The sequence below is a fragment of the Litoribacter populi genome (assembly GCF_007483685.1).
Taxonomy (GTDB): domain Bacteria; phylum Bacteroidota; class Bacteroidia; order Cytophagales; family Cyclobacteriaceae; genus Litoribacter; species Litoribacter populi.
Genome location: NZ_VMKN01000002.1, coordinates 149,452 through 169,092 on the forward strand (window position 1 = coordinate 149,452; position 19,641 = coordinate 169,092).

The window sequence follows — 19,641 nt, forward strand, 5'->3', positions numbered from 1 at the left end:
CCCTTTGGAGGCGGTGGATTTCGAAATAAGTCATAAATTTGTCTAAGTACACATTCATAAAATGCTAGTTTTGGTAGACCAGCAAAATACTCTAAAATCCTCTTGGGGCATGCCCCAAGAGGATTTTAGTGGTGCACTATTGTTGCCAAATTTGGTGCATTCTTATTTACCGAAAGTGGTGCAGTTTTATTTACCGATTACAAAATCTTATGTATAGCTCCTTGGTGACAAGATTCTTAGCTTTAAGTCGGTAGTAATCAAGAAAGGTTCTGTAAATCAAGAAGTAAAATAGAAACAACCCCGCAAAAACTTCTATTCCCACCCATTTGTACACGTAGCTCAGTATGAGTATAAAAATTGGTAGATAAGAGGCGATTTGATATATTTTGACGTTTTTCATGACAAAAAATAAGCCTTTCCATCCATAGATGAAAAGGCTTATAAGTTTTTTATTTAAACCTTAAAGGTCGATACCCATGAAAGACATAAAGGCGATACCCATAAGTCCTGTAATCAGCATGGTGATACCCAACCCTTTCAATCCGTTAGGAACATTTGAATACTTAAGTTTCTCTCTAATGGCAGCCAAAGCCACGATTGCTAGGAAAAAGCCTGTACCTGAACCAGCACCGTAAACCGCTGCTTCCGCTAGGGTGTAGTCTCTACCGGCCATGAAAAGGGAACCACCAAGAATCGCACAGTTTACCGCGATCAAAGGAAGGAAGATCCCCAAAGAACCGTAAAGAGCTGGTGCAAATTTTTCGATAATCATCTCAACCAACTGAACCATGGCCGCAATTACTGCGATGAACATGATAAATCTAAGGAAAGTCAAATCGATAGTGGCAAACTGCTCACCTAGGAAAGCCAATGCTCCCTCTTTAAGGATAAATTCATTCAACAACCAGTTTACCGGTACGGTAACTGAAAGAACGAAGATAACCGCTGCACCTAGACCAAGGGCTGTAGACACTTTCTTGGATACTGCCAAGAAGGAACACATACCTAGGAAATAGGCAAATACCATATTATCAATAAAGATTGATCTGATAGCTAAATTAAATAATTCCATTTCTTAGATATATTTTAATGTTCTACATAACCAGTTTTGGTACGTTGTACCCAAATGATCAATCCAAGGATTATAAATGCACCTACAGGGGAAACCATTAGACCATTTGTAGCCAAGGAGAAATCATCACCGAACAACCCAGAGATGTTGTCAAATACAGGGTATCCGAATACGGAGCCTGAACCCCAAAGCTCTCTAAAGAACGCAACTGCAAGGATAATCCAAGAGTAGCCCAAGGCACTACCAAAACCATCAAGGATGGAATCATACGGTTTGTTGCCAAGCGCAAAAGCCTCAAGACGACCCATTACAATACAGTTTGTGATAATCAATCCAATGAATACGGATAGTTCTTTGTACATATCGAAAGCAAAAGCTTTCAACACCTCGTTTACCAAAGTCACCAAAGAGGCAACAATAGCAAGCTGCACAATAATCCTAACCCTAGAAGGGATAGTGTTTCTCATTAGAGAAATGGTAAGGTTAGCCATTACCATTACAAATATTACAGATAGCGCCATTACCATGGTTGGTTGCATCTGTGTGGTTACCGCTAGTGCTGAACAAATACCCAAAACCTGAATGGTGATTGGGTTGTCATCCACTAGTGGATCCGATATCAATTTCTTTCTTCTCTTAGATAAGAGTGCCTCTGATGGCTTTTTTACTTCAGCTGTTTCTGTACTCATTATATTGAAATTGAAACGTTCAAAATTAATTTAAAGCAACAGGAGCGTCACCAGTTCTTTTTCTTTCTAGGTAGCTCTTGTAGTGGCTCAAGTAGCGCTCCAACATTTTGTTTACCCCTTCAGCAGTAATAGTAGCCCCAGAAAGGCCATCAACTTTATGCGGATCGGCAGAGTAGTCTTTACCTTCACCTTTTTGCATTCTTACCGCCTCAAGTTCTCCAGCTTCGTTGAAGATCTCTTTACCTCTATACCTAGCCTGCACATCACCTGAAGTGATTCTTGCACCAAGCCCTGGAGTTTCAGCGGCGTGAGCAAAAGTTACACCTTCGATAGTGTTAAGGTCAGTTTGAAGAGCTACATAACCCCAAATCTCATCCCAAAGTCCATTACCATATACCGGAAGGATGATAGACTGAACATCCTCTTCATTACCTTCAGCATGGTAGATAAACACGGGGTAAAGTCTATCTTCTGGGCTTCTTTTATAGTTTTTAGCGATGTTTACATTTTCAGCGACAAGTTGGTTTCCCTCCTCATCCTGCTCAACTTCCTCACCGTTGATGTTGACTACTTTAGAAGAAATTCTGGTTTCGTAATAGTTTATTACCTGTTCAGATTCCATTCTGTTTAATTCCTCGGCGGCCATCACGGCCCCAAGAATTTGCTTTTTGGTATCCAATTCTTCAGCTTTCTTCTGAATTGGCCCCAACAACTCTGATGTACCTGACAATAATAGTCCTAAGACTACGGTAAGGATGACAGAGAATGTGATAATATATCCGTTAGACTGTTGCACGTTGTAACCTCCTTTTCTTGTTTGCTTTTACTACATAGTGATCAATAAGTGGTGCAAATACGTTCATGAACAATACCGCCAACATAATTCCTTCCGGATAGGCTGGGTTCGTCACTCGTATGATGACAGTAAGAACACCAATTAATAACCCGTAAATCCACTTTCCAGTTTCGGTCTGAGAGGCAGAAACTGGGTCGGTAGCCATAAACACGATACCGAATGCAAGACCACCCATCACCAAATGATAATGTGCAGGCATAGCCATGTATTCATTCACTGCGAATAGCTCCATTACCAAGCCCATAAGCCAAGCACCACCAAATGCACTTACGATGATTTTCCAGCTGGCTACACCAGTTAGAATAAGTATGGCTGCACCGATTAAAGCCATCAAAGCCGATGTCTCACCGATTGATCCAGGGATAAATCCGAAAAACATATTTGCAAAGCTAAACATGTTGTCCATAAAGCCTGCGTTGTGGGTAGCCAATGCCGAAGTCACTGCCTCGCCCTCCTGGCCAGCCTGATATGCTACTGCAAGGGCAGTGGCTCCAGAGAATCCGTCAACCACACCTTTTTCACCTACGTAAGTCCATACCTGGTCACCAGAAATCTGCATTGGGTATGCAAAGTAAAGGAAAGCTCTTGCGGTCATGGCTACGTTTAGAATATTCATACCGGTACCACCAAACACCTCTTTTGCTATCACCACAGCGAAAATTGTCGCTAAGGCAACCTGCCACAAAGGAATGGTAGCTGGTACCACCAATGGAATCAACATCCCTGTCACCAAGAAGCCTTCATTGATGGGGTGTTTTCGTACTACTGCAAAAATGGCCTCTACAATACCACCTGCAGCATAAGAAACCAATACAATAGGTAATACTAGGATAGCGCCCAAAAGAAATTTGTCTGCGAAGTCCGCTGTCTCACCTACCGCTAAATAATGCATGTTGCCGGTATTGTACATACCAAATAGCAAACATGGAATCATAGCGATCACTACAGTGATCATCATTCTTTTTAGATCGATGGCATCCCTGATTTGGGCACCTCTTGGATTAGTTGTATGTTTTGGTGTGAACATGAACGTTTCACCTGCCTCATACAAATAATACAAGTTCTCCAATTTGCCGCCCTTTTGAAAAAGCGGCTTCTGCTTATCTAACAGATCGCGTAGAAACTTCATATTAATTAACTATATTGTATTAGTTCAATTCCTTTTCTTAATATCTCCTGTACTGGATGCTTGGACACGTCCACAAATTCACAAAGGGCAAGGTCTTCCTCCACCAACTCATAAATTCCTAGCTCTTCCATTTCATCATAATCCTCGGCCATGATGGCTTTCAATAGATATACCGGGTAGATGTCCATCGGAGTTACGTTTTCAAACACACCTGTCTGAACAAAAGCCCTCTCTTCACCTCTCATGTTAGTATCCAACACAAACTCTTGGTTTGGTTTCAAGAAGCTGAAAAGACCCAATGCCCTGTGGTAGCTAAGTCGTGCCGAAGTTGGTTTCATCCAGCCTAGGAACTCATACTCATCGCCTTCAGGAAGTACGGTGATTTGATTATCGTAATAACCCAAATAACCATCGTTATTGATTCTTTGTCCTGTAAGTACATTACCGGAAACCACTCTGTATTTACCTTCTTTGGTATTTCCCGCCAAGAACTTATCCACGCAAGCACCCAAGTAAGTTTTTGCGTAAGCGGGCTTAGTAATGTGTGAGCCAGAGATAGCAACAATTTTGGAAGCATCATAGACGCCGTCCAAGAAAAGTTTACCGATCTGCGCTACCCCATATGGGTTTACAGTCCAGGCAATATCTCCTTTATTGATGGGATTAATGTGGTGGATTTGCACACCTACGTTTCCGGCTGGGTGAGGTCCAGAGAACTTGTTAACCTGTACATTTTGTACATTATTGTAAACCGCTGGAACTTCAGCGCCTTCCTCCAAATTGAGGTGAACCACTCCAGGAGTCAACTTTTTCAATACGTTGATACCGGCTTGGAAGTATTTCTCTTGGCCTTTTAACAAAAAACCATAATCCGGAGCTAATGGGTGGGTGTCAAAACCTGAAATAAAGATGGCTTTAGGCTCATCCGCTGGATCGGCCACTACGCCAAACGGTCTTTGGATGATCTGTGGCCACACACCGCTCATCGCCATGTGATTAACTACATCTTCCCTTTTGAGCGCTTTCAGGTCAGAATCATTGTATTTTGTAAACTGTTCGAATTCAAAGGTCTGATCTGCCTTAATCTTAATCTCGAGCAATCTCCTTCTCTCTCCTCTTTTGATTTCTACGACTTCTCCGGAAACAGGAGATACGTATTGAACTTTGTCAAGTTTTTTATCAAACAAGATTGGGGTTCCTGCTTTCACAGTATCTCCCTCATTGACAAGAACTTTAGGGCGTTGCATCCCTATGAAGTCGGTAGGTTTGATTGCAAAGGTCTGAGCTGGCTGGAAATTTGCAAGTTGCTTATCAGCTCTTCCGGCAAGCTTAATATCAAATCCCTTCTTAAGCTTTATTAGTTTTGACATATTTATTTTTTGAACTATATGGTCCCTTTAAAAACGCCTCAAATCTAAGAAAATACATTAGTTATTAGAAGATAATTGCTCGATTATTTCCACGAAATAAGTATACTTGGCAATTATTTTGTTTGAGGCATATCTAATTTATGTTGTAATCAATCCCTCTTTATCCCAATTTTTTACATGGTTCATCACCAGTTCCATGAGCCACATAGGGGTGGAAGTAGCTCCACAAACGCCAACACTGTCATCGACTTTGAACCACGCCCTGTCTATTTCTGACTCGTTCTCAACAAAATAGCTACGCTCATTTTGTTCTTTACAAACTTGGTATAGAGCCTTACCATTGCTACTTTTCTTTCCTGAGACAAATATAATGACGTCGTTATCTTGAGAGAATTTTCTGAGTTGGGGTTCTCTGTTGGACACCTGGCGGCAGATAGAATCATTGGCATTGAAGTCCACTTCCTCAACCGATCCCTTGGCTTTTTCTATTCGTTGGGAGATTTTCTCTTTAAGGTCATAAAACCCCTTGGTGCTTTTGGTAGTCTGGCTGAAAAGAGTGATCGGAAGGGTGTAGTCAATTTTCTCCAGATCTTGTTCCTCCATCACTACAATGGCATTTTCCCTGGTTTGCCCAGTCAGGCCGATAACTTCGGCGTGTCCCTTTTTCCCATAAATGACAATCTGCCCCTTTTCTCTCTCCATTTTGTCGAAAGCATTTTTTACACGGTGCTGTAACTTTAACACCACTGGGCAGGAGGCATCTATGAGTTCAATATTGTTTTCTATAGCGGTGCGGTAGGTTTCAGGAGGTTCTCCATGGGCACGGATGAGGACTTTACAATTACTGATTTCCTTAAGTTGCTCACGGTCGATGACTACAAGCCCCTTCTGGCTGAGTCTATTTACCTCCATATCATTATGAACTATATCTCCCAGACAGTATAAAGTGTCAGCACCTTCCATTTCGTCCTCGGCCATTTTAATGGCAAACTCCACCCCAAAGCAATATCCAGAATTTTTATCTATAGTTACCTGCATGACATAGTTGTTTAAGCCTCGATTTTCTCTTTGGCCAATTTTACAATTTGGGTTACCTGGTCGTCAAAATCCAAATAACTTGTATCTATTTCCACAGCGTCATCTGCCTTTTTAAGTGGGCTGATTTCCCTGCTGGAATCTATTCTGTCTCTTTCTCCTAAGTTGTGGATAATTTTATCCAGTTCTACAAGGTCTCCTTTTTCCAAAAGCTCCTGCTGCCTTCTCTCCGCACGAATGTTAAGATCGGCAGTCATGAATACTTTCAATTCCGCATCGGAAAATACTACTGTACCGATATCGCGACCATCCATTACCACCCCTTTGTGTTTACCGAGCCGCTGCTGCTGTGCAACCAACTCTTTACGCACCTCTTTAAGCTTACTCACTTCGCTAACTCTCTCCGAAACCTTCATCGTCCTGATCTGTTTTTCCACATTCAGACCATTTAGAAAAGTCTCTTGGAAACCTGTTTCTTCATTCTTGTGAAACTCAATTTTCAGGGTGGATAGAGCCTTGAGCACCTCCTTGGGATTGGTGAGATTTGTAAAACTATTGATAAAATGGAGCGTCACCGCTCTATACATGGCCCCTGAATCTATATAGGTATAACTCAAAGTTTTAGCTACGGCTTTGGCTGTTGAACTTTTACCACAACCCGAAAAGCCATCAATAGCAATTACAATTTTCTTCATCCAATCTTTGTTAATTCCGGAAAGCCGTGTTTTCCGGTGCAAATATAAGAGTTTTAAATCTTTTATTAGTCCTGAGGCAAAGGTATCTTCAAAAGTCCAAAAAGCGTAATTTTCACAGCAATTAATAACAACTTTCGGAAAGTCCTCCGGCTTTCGTAAATTTGGTTTTCAGATAGACACCGAAGGCCTATCTGAAATTTCATTTTCTGCTTAACCCCATTTTTATGAAAAAATTTTCCCTTTCCGGCCAGTTTGTAGACATTCCCAACCGCCAAATCTTTCCCGCAGAAGTTAGCATCGAAAACGGCAAAATAGGCCAGGTGAAGAAAGTGACTCAAGCTCCAGATGAATATATAATGCCCGGATTCATCGATGCCCATGTGCACGTGGAGTCCTCCATGTTGGTCCCATCCGAGTTTGCCCGTCTAGCAGTGGTCCACGGGACGGTGGCTTCCATCTCCGACCCACATGAAATCGCTAACGTTTGCGGTATGGAAGGTGTGGAGTATATGATTGACAATGGCCACAAGGTCCCTTTCAAGTTTTACTTCGGCGCACCTTCCTGCGTACCCGCCACTCCATTTGAAACGGCAGGTGGAGAAATCAACACTGCCGATATTGAAAAACTAATGATTAGGGAGGAAATCACCTATCTAGCCGAAATGATGAACTGGCCAGGAACGGTCAACCGTGACTCAGAGGTAATGGAAAAAATTGCCATAGCACAGAAATTTGGGAAGCCCATAGATGGCCACGCTCCAGGCTTGAAGGGAGAACTGGCAGAAAAGTATATTTTAGCCGGCATTAGCACCGATCACGAATGCTTCACTCAAGAGGAGGCTTTGGACAAGTTAAAGCATGGTATGAAAATCTCCATCAGAGAAGGTAGTGCTGCTAAAAACTTTGAGGCACTGATCGGACTTATCGATGAACATGCAGACAACATCATGTTTTGCTCGGATGACAAGCATCCCGATAATTTGGCCGTCAGCCATATCAACCACCTCGCTGCAAGAGCAGTGGCCGAAAACAAGGATTTGTTTGATGTGCTAAAAGCCGCCTGTCTCAACCCAATTTCTCACTATAAAATGAAAGTTGGCTCATTGAAAGAAGGTGATCCAGCAGATTTTATAGTGGTGAAAGATTTGGAGAAGTTTGAGGTGTTGAAAACTTTCATTGACGGAAATTTGGTTGCGGAAAATGGCAAAACTCTCATCGAGAGTGTATCCAACGAAATCATCAACAACTTTCATACAAACAAAAAATCCGTTGAAGACTTTGCAATAGATGCCAAAAGTCAGACGGTTAGGGTGATCGAGGCTTTGGATGGGCAATTAATCACGCCAGAAATTAAAGGGGAAATCCTGATTAAAAACGGAAAGGCAGAATCTAACCCTGAAAAGGATATTTTAAAAATAACAGTAGTAAACCGTTATGAGGATGCTGCTCCAGCAATGGCTTTTATCAAGAACTTTGGATTGACCGAGGGTGCTATTGCCTCTTCAGTTGGGCATGACTCACATAACATCATAGCTGTAGGCGTGGATGATGAGAGCATAACCAAGGCAGTTAATCTAATCATCGAAGCTAAAGGTGGAGTATCTGCTATCAATCTCAATCAATCCATAATTTTGCCTCTTCCTGTGGGCGGAATCATGTCGGCTGAAGATGGATACAAGGTTGCAGAACAATACACCACCATTGATAAAATGGCCAAAGAAATGGGGTCTAGCTTACAGTCCCCTTTCATGACCTTGAGCTTTATGGCGCTGCTGGTAATACCTGATCTGAAACTAAGTGACAAGGGATTATTTAGCGGTCAGGAATTCAAATTCACAGACCTTTTTCTTTAAATCAAAAAAGCGGTCAGAAGTAATTTCTGACCGCTTTTTTGATATGCTATCACCTACAAGGGTTTAATTTTTATATTTTTGAAGTAAACTCTACTATGCATGTCATGCGCTTGCAAAGCAATTGTACCACCATTCAATTCAGCTTCATCAATCTTGTATTTGTTGACCACCTCATCATTGATCTTGATGGTAACCATATTGTCTTGCACAATGATATGTTGGGTAAACCATTGCATATCCTTTACATAGGTCTCTCTTTCTGAAGTTTCAAGGCCTTTTTCATTGGCCCGATTGATACATTGGCTAGCCTCATTAATTTGGATTTCATATCCTTTATTCGGAAAACCTTTCTCGGTATATTCTGTATGGATATAGATTCCCGAATTGGCTTTGGGAAATGTCATTATATCAGCCTTGAGTTCAAAATTCTTCAAGTCTTTCCCGATTTCATCTCCATTGTAATACAAATGTGCTCGCGGACCATGGGAAACCAACATTCCGCTAAAAACTTGAAACGCCCTAGGATTTTCAGTTACTGTCCATCCCTCTAGGCTCGTACCGTCAAACAGGCTTATCCAGCCCTCTTCATCCTCATTGTTGAATCCAAACCCACTAAGGGAGACCCAAATCACTCCGACTAAACCTAAAATTCTCAGTATCTTCATTTTTGCTAAAAGTTATTGGTTTTAATAATTGGTAGTTTGCAATAACCTTTCCAAAAAACCTAGTTGACAAAATGAATTCATCAGAAAAAATAAATTTGTTTTCAGAAAGGAATAAAGGACCTATTTCACCTGGTAATAAGTCGAAAACTAGAGTTAAAAAATTAAAAACATCAGTGACTAGCGATTTGCTGTTTCCTTTTAATATCGCGGACAATGGATTCTGCGTGAGCGATAGAGTTTTCTATAAAAAACTCACGGGTATTCAAACCACCACAAACCACCCCAGCCAAATACACTCCTGGAATATTTGATTCTTGATTTGCTTCATCATAGCAAGGTTGCCTATGCTCATCCAGGTTCAGGCTGACCCCAATCTGTTCAAGCAGTTCAAAGTTGGGCTTATAACCTGTCATCGCAAGCACAAAGTCATTTTCGACACTTTCCTCTCCACCCGGAGTGTTTAGAACAACAGTCGATGGTGTGATTTCCTTGATAGTGGTATTGAAATAAGCTTTAATACACCCCTCTTTTACCCTATTTTCAATATCAGGTAATACCCAATACTTCACATTCCTATCTACCATACTATCTTTCATAACCATGGTGACGTCGGCCCCTTTTCGCCAAGTCTCTAAGGCTACATCCACTGCAGAATTCCCGCCCCCTACCACAAGTATTTTTTGACCGATATATGGCCATGGCTCTTTATAATAATGACTTACTTTTGGAAGGTTCTCACCTGGGACATCCATCAGATTGGGTAAATCATAAAAACCGGTTGAAATAATAATATGGCGTGCCTGATAAGTGGCTTTCGAGGATTTTATTTCAAAACCATTTTCTAACTTGGTTATTAACTCTGCTTTTTCATAAAGTTTGACTTTGAGGTCGTAGTGTTTCTGAACCCTTCTATAATATTCCAAAGCCTCTGTTCTGGTGGGCTTATTGGCAAGTGACATAAAAGGTATTTTCCCCATCTCTAGTTTTTCAGAGGTGGAGAAAAAAGTCATGTTGACTGGATAGTTAAACAAAGAATTGGTTAGGGTTCCTTTTTCCAGGATTACATATTTGAGGTTGGCTTTTGTGGCTTCAATCCCACAAGCCAAACCTATCGGGCCTCCCCCGATAATCAAGACATCAATGTTGTTCATCTAAAAAGGTGATTTTCTTTCTTTTCATGTAAAGAAACCCATCTTAAGTTATAGAGTTCAAAAAAATCGGCTTCTTTTAGTACGGAAGACAATTGTGTTATTTTCAGTCTCTTCTTTTTCAACATAAAACTTCTCAGAAATAACCCCACTGCCATCGTGGCCCCAAAGAATCGCTGTAGTATTCACAGTACCGTAATAATCCTCCAACCTCACAAATTGTGCAGATAGTGCTCTCTCCTGAACAAGAGTCACACCGGTATCAGGCAGCTTTTCGTCTGGAGTAATTTCTTCACTTTTTAAGGTTTTCAGCATTTCCCCAGGCTGAAGTTTGTCCAAAAGAATAAGTTCATGCAAATCCTCCTTTGCAAGTTGTTCTTTAGGCCAGTCAGAGTTAAGCAGTTCATTACTGAGGGTGTGAAGACCTGGTTCAATTTCTATAATGTCTTCCCCATAATTACTCAGATAATACATGTTCTCAGAATCTGCCACTAGCAGATTGAAGCCATCATATTTATCCATTTGGGAGGAAATTTCGTCGAGGTAGTCATATGGGGACATCTTACCTTCCAAAAAGTTTTTAACCAAAAAACCTCGGCTTACTGGATTTTCTTTTAGGTTGTAGAAATCTCTATAGTTTGTGATTGCTGCAAATCTTCCTTCTGGAGAAATGCCCATCCAAGCGCCTCCACTTTTGAGGTCCTTACCTCCAAAGAAGCCAGATCCCCATTGGTGGATAGGTTTGGAAGGCCTATCAAAGACCTCATCTCTATTTCCTACTAAAATCAACCTATACTCAGGGTGAGCAAGCCAATTAAACGTGATCAAACACATAAAGTTTACGCTTTAAAAAGCCAAATATATTATTTCTTCCATATATCCAGCCGTTATTTCAAGGGATTTACTAAAAAAATAATTCCCAGACTTTGGTTTATTTTCTATCCCGTACTTAATCAAACTATAGGCCAATTAAATTTTAAGAGATTTTAACAGGAATTTTCTACCTCCCTATTGTATCTACGACACAAATCGTATACCTTTGATACGATAAATATCGTACAACAAATATGAGCGTAAAACCCACAGAATCAGAACTGGAAATCTTAGGCCTAATATGGGAAATGGAAAAGGCAAGTGTGCGGGAAGTCCATGAAAGGCTGAGCGCCAGTAAGGACACCGGATACACCACCACCCTGAAACAGATGCAGGTTATGTTTTCCAAAGGGCTATTGGAAAGGTATGAGGAAGGGCGTGGACACATCTACAAGCCCGCAATCAGCCAAAAAGAAACTCAATCCTCATTGGTCAAGAATTTCATGTCTTTAGCCTTTGGGGGATCTGCCAAAAAGCTTGTCATGCAGGCCTTGGGACAGAGTGAACCATCCAAAGAGGAAATTGAAGAAATAAGAGCGTTTTTGAACAAATTGGAAAATGACAAATAATGGAAACCTTTGACATTATATTCCCAGAAGCAACCAGGATTGCGCTGGGTTGGACTCTAATGCATTCCATGTGGCAGATATTAGCCATCAGCATTTTGTTTTTTATCTTCACCAAAGCCTTTTACAAAAAAAACCCAGTAGTTAAATACAAAGCAGGATTAGTCGCTTTGACCAGTATAGTAGTGACTACAGTTGCAACATTGATTTACTTCCTGTCACTGGCTCAAAATGAAGGTAGCATGGTGATGGTAATGTCCAACACAGGCTGGAATACTGTTCCGGCTGCTGCAAAGGCCAGCTATCTCCTTTCACTTAAGGCTTACCTTGCCCAACACTTACATTATATAGTAAACTTCTGGATAATCGGAGCCGCGTTGTTTTCCATTCGCCTCATTGGCAACTTAGCGGCATTGCAGAATCTGAAAAAGGATTTGAAAAGCAATCTCCCTGAAAAGTGGGTCAGTTTCACAAGTGCTCAAGCAAAAAGAATGGGCATTAAAAGGTCTATCAAGTTTGGAACTTGCAATCCATGCTTCACCCCTATCACTTTTGGGGTATTCAAACCAGTCATACTGATTCCCGTAAGCCTTGTTTTTCAACTTACTCCATCCCAATTGGAAGCTATCATCACACACGAGCTAGCCCATATCAAGCGAAATGATTATTTGACAAATTTAATGCAGTCCGTTTTGGAGGTGCTATTTTTCTATCATCCATGTTTCTGGTGGCTCAATGCCAACATCCGTGAGCAACGGGAACATGCCACTGATCAAATGGCCATTGCTAGTGGAATAGAACCAAAATGCCTAGCTCAAGGTCTAGCAGAAGTTCTCAACCATAGCGCACAAAACAGTCCGGAAGTAGCATTAGCTGCCGGAAGCCGTAAAAACACAACACTTGAAAGAATCAAGCTCATGCTTGGCTATTCAATCAATCAACCCAAATTCCCATCTATAATCTCTTACACTATGATAGCTACATTAATTCTTAGCGCCACACTTGTCGCTGCATCAAACCCTAGCCCCAATAACGAGTTATTGACTACGATTTCTGATAATATTCATCTGGAGCATCCTCGATTTGAAATCTCTTCTGATACAGTACCACAGAAAAAAGTAATGGAATTCGAAATCATAGAGGAGACTGAAGGCAATCAGGAAAAGGATGAGGACGAAAAAGTGATGGTAAGGACCATTATCATCAATGGCGATACGCAAATGACAAGATCTCCGAAAATAATCATGCGAAAGCACCTTGATGACAGCGTCTTTTATAAATTGGACACATCCATTCTTGATGAAGAAAAGATAAAAAAAATAGAAAAACTCTTGGAAAAAAACGCTGCCAAAATGGAAATAGCCGGGGAAGATCTGCACAAAAGAATCATGATCTGGTCAGAAGAAAACCATCCTCGTATGGAGGAATTCGTGAAAAAAATGAAAGGCAAGGAAGTGATGATCATGGAAAGGCACAAAGAAATGACTACCAAACTGGAGCCTAAACTTAAGGAATTAGAAGCCAAAATGGAGGAATGGCAAAAGGAATTCGGACCTAAAATGGAGGAATTTCATCAAAAAATGGAAGAGTGGCAGCAGAAAAACGACCACCACTTTAAGGAGTTGGAAAAACTTATGAAAGATGCTTTCAAAGAAGAAAAGCCTGCTAAAAAAGAGTCTTAATTGCCAATCTTTTCTTATTGATAATAACTTCATCCCCTGTGGTCTTTCCCAATAAGGATTGGGCCACAGGGCTTTTTATGGAAACTGCAAATACCTGCTCTCCTTCCACCACAAGTTTTCCAAAGGGAACACATATAATAAGACTCATTCCTTCAAGCTCAACCAAAGCTCCAAGCTCCACTTTTTGTCTTTGAGATTCAGGAGAAATGCTATTCACCACCTGAAGCTGGGAAGTTAAATCATGCAAGACTTGGGAAAATTTGGTTCTTTCCTGATTGATCATCTCACGTGAAGTCTCATACTTATCGCCTGCACTACTCTTAGTTTCCCCTTCTCCAGAGTCGTCCAACGCCTGCAAAGAAGTTTTCACCTCCTGAATCTTACTTTCCAGTGTGGATTTCAGAACTTCCAATGTTTTACGTTTCTTATCAAGCATATTAATAAAATGTCTCTAAAATAAAAGGGAAAGAGACTTCATTTGAAGCCTCTTTATTACTTTTGCAGCATGTCGATCAAAGCCGGTTTTATTTCAGGAATTATAGTCTTTCTGACTTTTATTTTGTTCAAAAACACCATTGAAGATGACACCATGCAGATGGTGTTTGCCATTTCATTTGTGCTGGCAGAACTCCTTATAATCGGATTGGTTTATAAAAAGATCCGCTGATTTTACTGACAGCCTTCTTTTCTGCGGGTATCCATGACATAGGTAATTTTCCAGTCGCCCTTTTCTTTGATCAATTGAAAAGAGTTTACACCACAGTGCGAAAAGGCATCATTTACGTAAAACTCATATGGAGTCCAAGCTGACGCCATTTCTCCATCTACCTTGATGTGATATTCCAAAATCCGCTCATCCAAATTGATTTCCGCAGGGGTGACAGCAATCCTATTCACAAAATCTTTAACTGAATTAGTTCCTAAAGCAGCTTTTCCCCCATTTTCAGTGACCGTGTGCATAATGGCTTTTTCGTGAAAGACAGATTCCAAGACCGCTTGATCTTTATCTCTCATACCTTCGAAAAGTTTTTCAATCACATTTTCGATTTCTTTATCGGAATTGACCTGTCCAAATGACAACCCGCAGATCATCACCAAAGAGATTAATAAAACTGATCTACTCATTTCTTCTGATTAAAAGACCCAGCCGTATTTTCTTTCACTTCTAGTTGTCTTGGATCTCCATGATAGGTGATTTTAGCACCTGTTGCAGCACTTCCTTTAAGGGATTCTTTGACGATAAACTCAGCCTTACCAGTGGTATTGGCAAAGACCTCGGCATTCTGGACTTCTAAATCCTTACCGTTTATTTCACCGCTGGTCACCGAGCGTAAGTCAAGGTTTTCAGCGCTACCTTTCACATAGATTTTGGCATTGGAGGCCGCATCAAGCTTTAAGTTTTGAGCATTGACCCTTGCCTCTATGTAACTGCTGGTGGATGCGGTGATTCTGATGTTCTTGGCATCCATAGGATCTTTGACAAAGACTCTAGAGCTGGAGCTTGCTTCCAATTGGTCAAGATCAGTATAAATAATTTTGACCTTTACTGAGGTAGATCTGAAATTGCCTCTGCCCAGTTTAACTTCTAAGGTTCGATCTGATACGTTGCTTTCCACCTTTTCCAGATCGACGCCACTGGCCACGATATGAATTTCGTTACGGTCTCCTTTTTCCAGTTCGGCTTCGATGGCGTTGGAAACTTTCACACTGTTAAACCCCTGCAATTTGCGGGTTTCCTCACTGGTCTGCGCCATTACTTGAACTGAGACCAAGATTGCACAAAAAAGCAATAAAGTGATTTTTTTCATAGTTTGGTATAAATTATACTCCTCCATAGAGTTTGAAGGTCATATTTCTTAAGGCCTTATTGGTAGCGGCATAATGCATTGCCTCCGCGATATCATAAGCACTCACCCATTCTTCAAAGTCACCATCCGGCATAGCTTCACGGTTCTGTGGGGTATCGATAATGCTGGGTACAAAAACATGAGAACGCACTTTCAAGTCTTTGCACTCCTGTGCCACCAAGTCGGCGAGCTGAATAACCAGCCCTTTACTCAAAGCGTATGCCACTACATCCTTTCCGTCCTCCGGTTGAAGGGCCGGCCTAGCTCCAACGAAAAGAAAGTTCCCTTGGTTGGCTTTTTTCATGGTTGGAAGAAAATATTTCACCATGTTGAAGGCACTAAAAAAGTTCAGTTTAATCATCTCCTCCACATCTGACTGAGAAGTCTTCTCAAACCCACCGAAGGCAAATCCCCCAACCAACATGGCTATCGTGTTAATTTCCCCATATTGAAGGCTGATTTCTTTAGAAAACTCCAAAACGGCTTTCTCATCCGTCACATTCACTTCATAAATATCATCCACTATTTCCTCCAGGTCATGCTCGCTGTCAGGCTCTACCATCGCAATTACTTTAAAGCCCTCTCTTTTGAATTTTTCAACTACTGATTTTCCCAAATTACCCGCTGCTCCGGAAATGATAATATTTCTGTCCATGTTTAACTATTATGATTTAAAAATCCACCGAATCGTTCCATATCGGCAGCCTCCATTATTCAAATTTACAAAACTTACCGACAATTGAATCACATTGAGTGCAAAGTTCAATTCCCATTTTCTCAACATCATCCTTTATCTTTGTGGCAATTGTAACATTTATATTTATCAAATGGAGAACCAAAAGTCCCAAATCCAGGTCAAAGAAAAACATAAACGCAAGGTGTTTTTGGCCAAAATACTAATATACCTGCTGCTATTTGTTTACAATGAATTTTTTGCTCAACTGATCAATTTTCCAACTGAAGCAATAAAAGCTACCGCCCACCGCATTTATGACGCGGCTACTTTCTTTTTGGCAAGCAACATCCTAATATCCTTGGGCAGAATGGTCTTGGTAAGATTTTACCTTAGAAAAAACCACCTTGAAAGTCTTCATACCAATTTTGTACTAGGGGTAAATATGATCGCCAGTATTCTAAATGGGATCATTTTCTTAATTACTTTGATGTTATTGTTTGGCATCAATCCTTTCACTTTTTTCACCAGCATCACCATTGTTGCAGCGGCCGTTGCTCTGCTTTCAAAGGATTATATCACCAATATGATCAATGGTCTGATTATAATGTTTTCTGATCAACTCACCCTTGGAGACAATGTGAAGATAGGGGAACAAAAAGGCAAAATATTGGATGTGACGCTCATCAATTTAGTGCTGCTCAATGAGGACGACGACATTGTGATGATCCCAAACAACACGGTCCTTACTAGTCTGGTAATTAATCACAGCCGACAGTACATCAAAAAATTAAGTTTTGAATTCGAAGTAAAACCTGGAAAACTGGATCTTGATCACTTCGAACAAAAGCTTCGGGAAACTCTGAATCAATTTGAGGAAGAAGTCACCGCAAATTCCTTCAGTATGAAAACCGTGCATATCCAAAAAGATGCCGTGAAACTGAAATGTCAATTTCTGCTCAACAACAATGACAAGCAGTCCGAGAGAATCATCAAAAGGAAGATTAATCAGAAAATAATCGAGCTTTCTAATGAAATCCAATAAAGAAAACCTTTACGCCAACATTTACGAGATTGTCAGATTAATACCGGAGGGAAAAGTGACCACGTATGGTGCCATTGCCAAAGCTATTGGGCTAGGAAGTGGGGCGCGAGTAGTTGGTTATGCCATGAATGCCTCCCATACAGAAAATGTTCCAGCGCACCGAGTAGTTAATCGCAATGGTCAATTGACTGGAAAGCATCATTTCCCCCACGCGACGACAATGGAAGATTTATTAAAAAAAGAAGGTGTGAAAGTAGTGGCTGATCAAATTGTTGATTTTGAGCAACATTTTTGGGACCCTGCCTCGTTGGAAGGAGAAATATGATAAAAACACTAGTCATGCCGTCATATTTTAAGTATATTTATTAAAGATTAATCCACATTTACCTATAAAAACTCTGCAAATACAAAAATTTAGTAAAAATTTCTTTATATCACAGCTTTTTAAGTATGGTTTTTGTTTATGACATTAATAAGTCAAAATCTATAGAAAACATGGAAAAAGAACTTAAGAGCCATATAGCAGAAAACCTTAGAAAACACAGAGTTTTAAGAGGTTACACACAGGAATACATAGCAGAGTTTTTAGGCAAAAAAGATTATACTGCCTATTCTAGGTACGAACAGGGTCGTTCTAACCTCAAAATGGAAGATGCCATCAAGCTTGCCGAACTTTATCAAGTAGATGTACAGGACCTGATATCGGTATCTCCCACCATAGCTGGCAACATAGAAGGCGGGAGCTCCAACGGACACCACATATCGGTACTAGTGGAACTTGATGGAAGCAACGAAAAGCTGGAAAACAATATTAAAAGACTGAAGAAGATTAACGAATTGATGAGTAAAGAGGAGCTTTAAACCTTTACCTTTTTATCTTTCTTTCTTGCCGCCATCAGGCCGAAAAACATCAGCAGTCCGTTTAGAATCAAGATTTCAAATCCGAACTTGTAACCTGCAAGCCAAGCTTCGGAATTCATACTGATTATGAAGGCCACAGATGGAGCTGCCACTGCAAGGTATGGCACCATCTTGTCATTGACCTGCCATCTGGTGAATAGTCCAAAAGCATATAGCCCCAACAAAGGTCCATAGGTATATCCTGCGATGGTAAAAACTGCGTTGATGACACTTTGATCATTAATCCAGCGGAAAAGCAAGATGACTAAAAACATGACTCCGGTAAAAGCCAAGTGGACCTTTTTGCGAATTGCATATTGCTTACTCTTTTCATAATTCTTCTCTATTTCTAGAAAGTCATAGCAGAAAGACGTGGTAAGTGCTGTAAGTGTGGAATCTGCGCTGGAATATGCCGCTGCAGTTATCCCCAATACGAAGATAATTCCTGCAAATGCGGTGAAATGCTGGGTTGCCAGGAAGGGATATAGGTCATCGGATCTTAATGGGACTTCTATTCCGTTGGTTTCAGTATATAGATATAGCAATACCCCTAGGACTAAGATCATCAGGTTAACAAAAACCAGGATTATAGTAAACCAGAACATGTTTTTTTGAGCATCACCTAAATTGCGACAGGTAAGATTCTTTTGCATCATGTCTTGGTCAAGCCCAGTCATCACAATGGTGATAAAGGCTCCAGCCAAGAACTGCTTGAAGAAATTAGTCCCTGACTTCCAATTCCAGTTGAATATTTCTGAACGGGTATCAGTACCCACTCTGTCTACCAAATCACCCAATCCCGAAATGTTGAGATCTTTGGAAACCAAATAGATACTCACCCCTATTGCCGATAGCATAAAGAAAGTCTGCAGGGTATCGGTCCAAACCACGGTTTTGATCCCTCCTTTATGCGTATAGAGCCAGATGAGACCAACAGTAATCAGCACCGAAACCCAAAATGGAATCCCCCAAGTATCAAATAGGATCAACTGAAGCACACCAGCCACTAGAAAAACCCGGATGGAAGAGCCCAACGTCCTGGAAAGAATAAAGAAAAAAGCACCTGTCTTATAGGACCAAAACCCAAAACGCTGCTCGAGATAAGCATAAATGGATACCAAATTCAACCTGTAATACAGCGGCAATAGCACCAAGGCAATCACAGCATATCCCAAAGTGTAGCCTAGCACTACTTGGAAATAATGGAAACTGGTATTGCCCACCTCACCTGGTACAGATATAAAGGTCACCCCAGAAAGAGATGCTCCTATCATCCCAAAAGCCACTAAAAACCACGGTGATTGCCTATCGCCAGTGAAAAACGTTTCGGCAGTAACCTTTCTGCTGGTAAACCAGGAGATGAGGAACAACAAGAAAAAATATGCGGTTATGACTAAGAGAACTAAGGTGGAATCCATACTGTATTATTATAAACAGCGTTAAAATTGTCTATAATTATTAACTTTGCAAAACTCTGCAGTGATCAATGGGGGATATATAAGTCTCAAGCCTATAAAATCACTGAAAACGGTGAGAACTGCCC

22 protein-coding genes are annotated in these 19,641 nt (G+C 40.8%); 7 read left to right on the forward strand and 15 right to left on the reverse strand.

What is annotated here, in order from left to right:
* Positions 1–460: 460 nt before the first annotated feature.
* The 7 genes from nqrE to cmk all read right to left on the reverse strand — a co-directional run bounded on the left by nqrE (position 461) and on the right by cmk (position 6,846).
* Positions 461–1,072 carry an NADH:ubiquinone reductase (Na(+)-transporting) subunit E gene (gene nqrE / locus FPL27_RS16400; RefSeq protein WP_143962316.1) on the reverse strand — a complete coding sequence of 204 codons (612 nt, stop codon included), beginning with the start codon at positions 1,070–1,072 and terminating at the stop codon, positions 461–463.
* A gap of 14 nt (positions 1,073–1,086) precedes the next feature.
* The gene (locus FPL27_RS16405) at positions 1,087–1,761 is read right to left on the reverse strand and encodes an NADH:ubiquinone reductase (Na(+)-transporting) subunit D (RefSeq protein ID WP_143962317.1); all 675 of its coding nucleotides are present in this window, start codon (positions 1,759–1,761) and stop codon (positions 1,087–1,089) included.
* A 25-nt stretch (positions 1,762–1,786) separates the two neighbouring features.
* Positions 1,787–2,557 (reverse strand): NADH:ubiquinone reductase (Na(+)-transporting) subunit C, encoded by a 771-nt coding sequence (gene nqrC, locus FPL27_RS16410; protein WP_143962318.1) that lies wholly within the window; start codon positions 2,555–2,557, stop codon positions 1,787–1,789.
* Entirely contained in the window at positions 2,544–3,746 is a 1,203-nt protein-coding gene (locus FPL27_RS16415; protein WP_143962319.1) for an NADH:ubiquinone reductase (Na(+)-transporting) subunit B, read from the reverse strand. The genes nqrC and FPL27_RS16415 overlap by 14 nt, the downstream gene beginning before the upstream one ends.
* A 5-nt stretch (positions 3,747–3,751) precedes the next feature.
* Positions 3,752–5,116 carry a Na(+)-translocating NADH-quinone reductase subunit A gene (locus FPL27_RS16420; RefSeq protein WP_143962320.1) on the reverse strand — a complete coding sequence of 455 codons (1,365 nt, stop codon included), beginning with the start codon at positions 5,114–5,116 and terminating at the stop codon, positions 3,752–3,754.
* A gap of 138 nt (positions 5,117–5,254) precedes the next feature.
* A complete protein-coding gene (locus FPL27_RS16425; protein ID WP_143962321.1) occupies positions 5,255–6,154 on the reverse strand; it encodes a 4-hydroxy-3-methylbut-2-enyl diphosphate reductase in 900 nt (299 codons plus the stop codon).
* An 11-nt stretch (positions 6,155–6,165) separates the two neighbouring features.
* A complete protein-coding gene (cmk, locus tag FPL27_RS16430; protein WP_143962322.1) occupies positions 6,166–6,846 on the reverse strand; it encodes a (d)CMP kinase in 681 nt (226 codons plus the stop codon).
* 224 nt (positions 6,847–7,070) lie between these two features.
* Here cmk and ade point away from each other — a divergent pair, with 224 nt between their 5' ends.
* Positions 7,071–8,699, forward strand: coding sequence for an adenine deaminase (gene ade / locus FPL27_RS16435; protein WP_143962323.1), 1,629 nt, complete (start codon positions 7,071–7,073; stop codon positions 8,697–8,699).
* 53 nt (positions 8,700–8,752) lie between these two features.
* On the opposite strand, the gene FPL27_RS16440 is transcribed toward ade, so the two are convergent.
* The 3 genes from FPL27_RS16440 to FPL27_RS16450 form a co-directional block, all read right to left on the reverse strand.
* Complete coding sequence (locus FPL27_RS16440; protein ID WP_143962324.1) at positions 8,753–9,364, reverse strand: 3-keto-disaccharide hydrolase; 612 nt, start codon at positions 9,362–9,364, stop codon at positions 8,753–8,755.
* Positions 9,365–9,534: 170 nt separating this feature from the next.
* Complete coding sequence (locus tag FPL27_RS16445) at positions 9,535–10,515, reverse strand: YpdA family putative bacillithiol disulfide reductase (RefSeq protein ID WP_143962325.1); 981 nt, start codon at positions 10,513–10,515, stop codon at positions 9,535–9,537.
* A 57-nt stretch (positions 10,516–10,572) separates the two neighbouring features.
* On the reverse strand, positions 10,573–11,346 hold the full coding sequence (locus tag FPL27_RS16450) for an NRDE family protein (protein WP_143962326.1): 774 nt from the start codon (positions 11,344–11,346) through the stop codon (positions 10,573–10,575).
* 233 nt (positions 11,347–11,579) lie between these two features.
* On the opposite strand from FPL27_RS16450, the gene FPL27_RS16455 reads away from it, so the two are divergent.
* Together FPL27_RS16455 and FPL27_RS16460 are read left to right on the forward strand one after the other, a co-directional pair.
* Positions 11,580–11,954: a BlaI/MecI/CopY family transcriptional regulator gene (locus FPL27_RS16455; protein WP_143962327.1), complete on the forward strand. Its 375-nt coding sequence runs from the start codon at positions 11,580–11,582 to the stop codon at positions 11,952–11,954.
* The gene (locus FPL27_RS16460) at positions 11,954–13,633 is read left to right on the forward strand and encodes a M56 family metallopeptidase (protein ID WP_143962328.1); all 1,680 of its coding nucleotides are present in this window, start codon (positions 11,954–11,956) and stop codon (positions 13,631–13,633) included. Before FPL27_RS16455 ends, FPL27_RS16460 begins: the two co-directional genes overlap by 1 nt.
* On the opposite strand, the gene FPL27_RS16465 is transcribed toward FPL27_RS16460, so the two are convergent.
* Positions 13,617–14,069, reverse strand: coding sequence for a GreA/GreB family elongation factor (locus FPL27_RS16465; protein ID WP_143962329.1), 453 nt, complete (start codon positions 14,067–14,069; stop codon positions 13,617–13,619). The two genes, FPL27_RS16460 and FPL27_RS16465, sit on opposite strands and share 17 nt — an antisense overlap.
* Before the next feature lie 69 nt (positions 14,070–14,138).
* On the opposite strand from FPL27_RS16465, the gene FPL27_RS19865 reads away from it, so the two are divergent.
* On the forward strand, positions 14,139–14,300 hold the full coding sequence (locus FPL27_RS19865) for a hypothetical protein (RefSeq protein ID WP_185974404.1): 162 nt from the start codon (positions 14,139–14,141) through the stop codon (positions 14,298–14,300).
* Positions 14,301–14,302: 2 nt separating this feature from the next.
* Here FPL27_RS19865 and FPL27_RS16470 read toward each other — a convergent pair whose 3' ends face one another.
* Genes FPL27_RS16470 through FPL27_RS16480 form a run of 3 tightly spaced genes read right to left on the reverse strand, consistent with a single transcriptional unit; the run spans position 14,303 to position 16,135 of the window.
* On the reverse strand, positions 14,303–14,758 hold the full coding sequence (locus tag FPL27_RS16470; protein ID WP_235893485.1) for a nuclear transport factor 2 family protein: 456 nt from the start codon (positions 14,756–14,758) through the stop codon (positions 14,303–14,305).
* Complete coding sequence (locus FPL27_RS16475) at positions 14,755–15,441, reverse strand: head GIN domain-containing protein (RefSeq protein ID WP_143962330.1); 687 nt, start codon at positions 15,439–15,441, stop codon at positions 14,755–14,757. The genes FPL27_RS16470 and FPL27_RS16475 overlap by 4 nt, the downstream gene beginning before the upstream one ends.
* 13 nt (positions 15,442–15,454) lie before the next feature.
* On the reverse strand, positions 15,455–16,135 hold the full coding sequence (locus FPL27_RS16480) for an SDR family NAD(P)-dependent oxidoreductase (protein ID WP_143962331.1): 681 nt from the start codon (positions 16,133–16,135) through the stop codon (positions 15,455–15,457).
* A gap of 172 nt (positions 16,136–16,307) precedes the next feature.
* On the opposite strand from FPL27_RS16480, the gene FPL27_RS16485 reads away from it, so the two are divergent.
* The 3 genes from FPL27_RS16485 (at position 16,308) to FPL27_RS16495 (ending at position 18,059) form a co-directional block, all read left to right on the forward strand.
* Complete coding sequence (locus FPL27_RS16485; protein ID WP_143962332.1) at positions 16,308–17,198, forward strand: mechanosensitive ion channel family protein; 891 nt, start codon at positions 16,308–16,310, stop codon at positions 17,196–17,198.
* On the forward strand, positions 17,185–17,523 hold the full coding sequence (locus FPL27_RS16490) for an MGMT family protein (protein WP_143962333.1): 339 nt from the start codon (positions 17,185–17,187) through the stop codon (positions 17,521–17,523). Before FPL27_RS16485 ends, FPL27_RS16490 begins: the two co-directional genes overlap by 14 nt.
* Positions 17,524–17,693: 170 nt before the next feature.
* Positions 17,694–18,059, forward strand: a complete 366-nt coding sequence (locus FPL27_RS16495) for a helix-turn-helix domain-containing protein (protein ID WP_143962334.1) — start codon at positions 17,694–17,696, stop codon at positions 18,057–18,059.
* Here the strand turns inward: FPL27_RS16495 and FPL27_RS16500 are convergent.
* Complete coding sequence (locus FPL27_RS16500) at positions 18,056–19,516, reverse strand: sodium:solute symporter (protein WP_143962335.1); 1,461 nt, start codon at positions 19,514–19,516, stop codon at positions 18,056–18,058. The genes FPL27_RS16495 and FPL27_RS16500 overlap by 4 nt on opposite strands.
* Positions 19,517–19,641: the final 125 nt, after the last annotated feature.

Bases quoted from the DNA above. Each gene is read 5' to 3' on its own strand.
- nqrE (WP_143962316.1), bottom strand. From the start codon at position 1,072: ATGGAATTATTTAATTTAGCTATCAGATCAATCTTTATTGATAATATG.
- FPL27_RS16405 (WP_143962317.1), bottom strand. From the start codon at position 1,761: ATGAGTACAGAAACAGCTGAAGTAAAAAAGCCATCAGAGGCACTCTTA.
- FPL27_RS16415 (WP_143962319.1), bottom strand. From the start codon at position 3,746: ATGAAGTTTCTACGCGATCTGTTAGATAAGCAGAAGCCGCTTTTTCAA.
- FPL27_RS16420 (WP_143962320.1), bottom strand. From the start codon at position 5,116: ATGTCAAAACTAATAAAGCTTAAGAAGGGATTTGATATTAAGCTTGCC.
- FPL27_RS16425 (WP_143962321.1), bottom strand. From the start codon at position 6,154: ATGCAGGTAACTATAGATAAAAATTCTGGATATTGCTTTGGGGTGGAG.
- cmk (WP_143962322.1), bottom strand. From the start codon at position 6,846: ATGAAGAAAATTGTAATTGCTATTGATGGCTTTTCGGGTTGTGGTAAA.
- ade (WP_143962323.1), top strand. From the start codon at position 7,071: ATGAAAAAATTTTCCCTTTCCGGCCAGTTTGTAGACATTCCCAACCGC.
- FPL27_RS16440 (WP_143962324.1), bottom strand. From the start codon at position 9,364: ATGAAGATACTGAGAATTTTAGGTTTAGTCGGAGTGATTTGGGTCTCC.
- FPL27_RS16445 (WP_143962325.1), bottom strand. From the start codon at position 10,515: ATGAACAACATTGATGTCTTGATTATCGGGGGAGGCCCGATAGGTTTG.
- FPL27_RS16450 (WP_143962326.1), bottom strand. From the start codon at position 11,346: ATGTGTTTGATCACGTTTAATTGGCTTGCTCACCCTGAGTATAGGTTG.
- FPL27_RS16455 (WP_143962327.1), top strand. From the start codon at position 11,580: ATGAGCGTAAAACCCACAGAATCAGAACTGGAAATCTTAGGCCTAATA.
- FPL27_RS16460 (WP_143962328.1), top strand. From the start codon at position 11,954: ATGGAAACCTTTGACATTATATTCCCAGAAGCAACCAGGATTGCGCTG.
- FPL27_RS16465 (WP_143962329.1), bottom strand. From the start codon at position 14,069: ATGCTTGATAAGAAACGTAAAACATTGGAAGTTCTGAAATCCACACTG.
- FPL27_RS19865 (WP_185974404.1), top strand. From the start codon at position 14,139: ATGTCGATCAAAGCCGGTTTTATTTCAGGAATTATAGTCTTTCTGACT.
- FPL27_RS16470 (WP_235893485.1), bottom strand. From the start codon at position 14,758: ATGAGTAGATCAGTTTTATTAATCTCTTTGGTGATGATCTGCGGGTTG.
- FPL27_RS16475 (WP_143962330.1), bottom strand. From the start codon at position 15,441: ATGAAAAAAATCACTTTATTGCTTTTTTGTGCAATCTTGGTCTCAGTT.
- FPL27_RS16480 (WP_143962331.1), bottom strand. From the start codon at position 16,135: ATGGACAGAAATATTATCATTTCCGGAGCAGCGGGTAATTTGGGAAAA.
- FPL27_RS16485 (WP_143962332.1), top strand. From the start codon at position 16,308: ATGGAGAACCAAAAGTCCCAAATCCAGGTCAAAGAAAAACATAAACGC.
- FPL27_RS16490 (WP_143962333.1), top strand. From the start codon at position 17,185: ATGAAATCCAATAAAGAAAACCTTTACGCCAACATTTACGAGATTGTC.
- FPL27_RS16495 (WP_143962334.1), top strand. From the start codon at position 17,694: ATGGAAAAAGAACTTAAGAGCCATATAGCAGAAAACCTTAGAAAACAC.
- FPL27_RS16500 (WP_143962335.1), bottom strand. From the start codon at position 19,516: ATGGATTCCACCTTAGTTCTCTTAGTCATAACCGCATATTTTTTCTTG.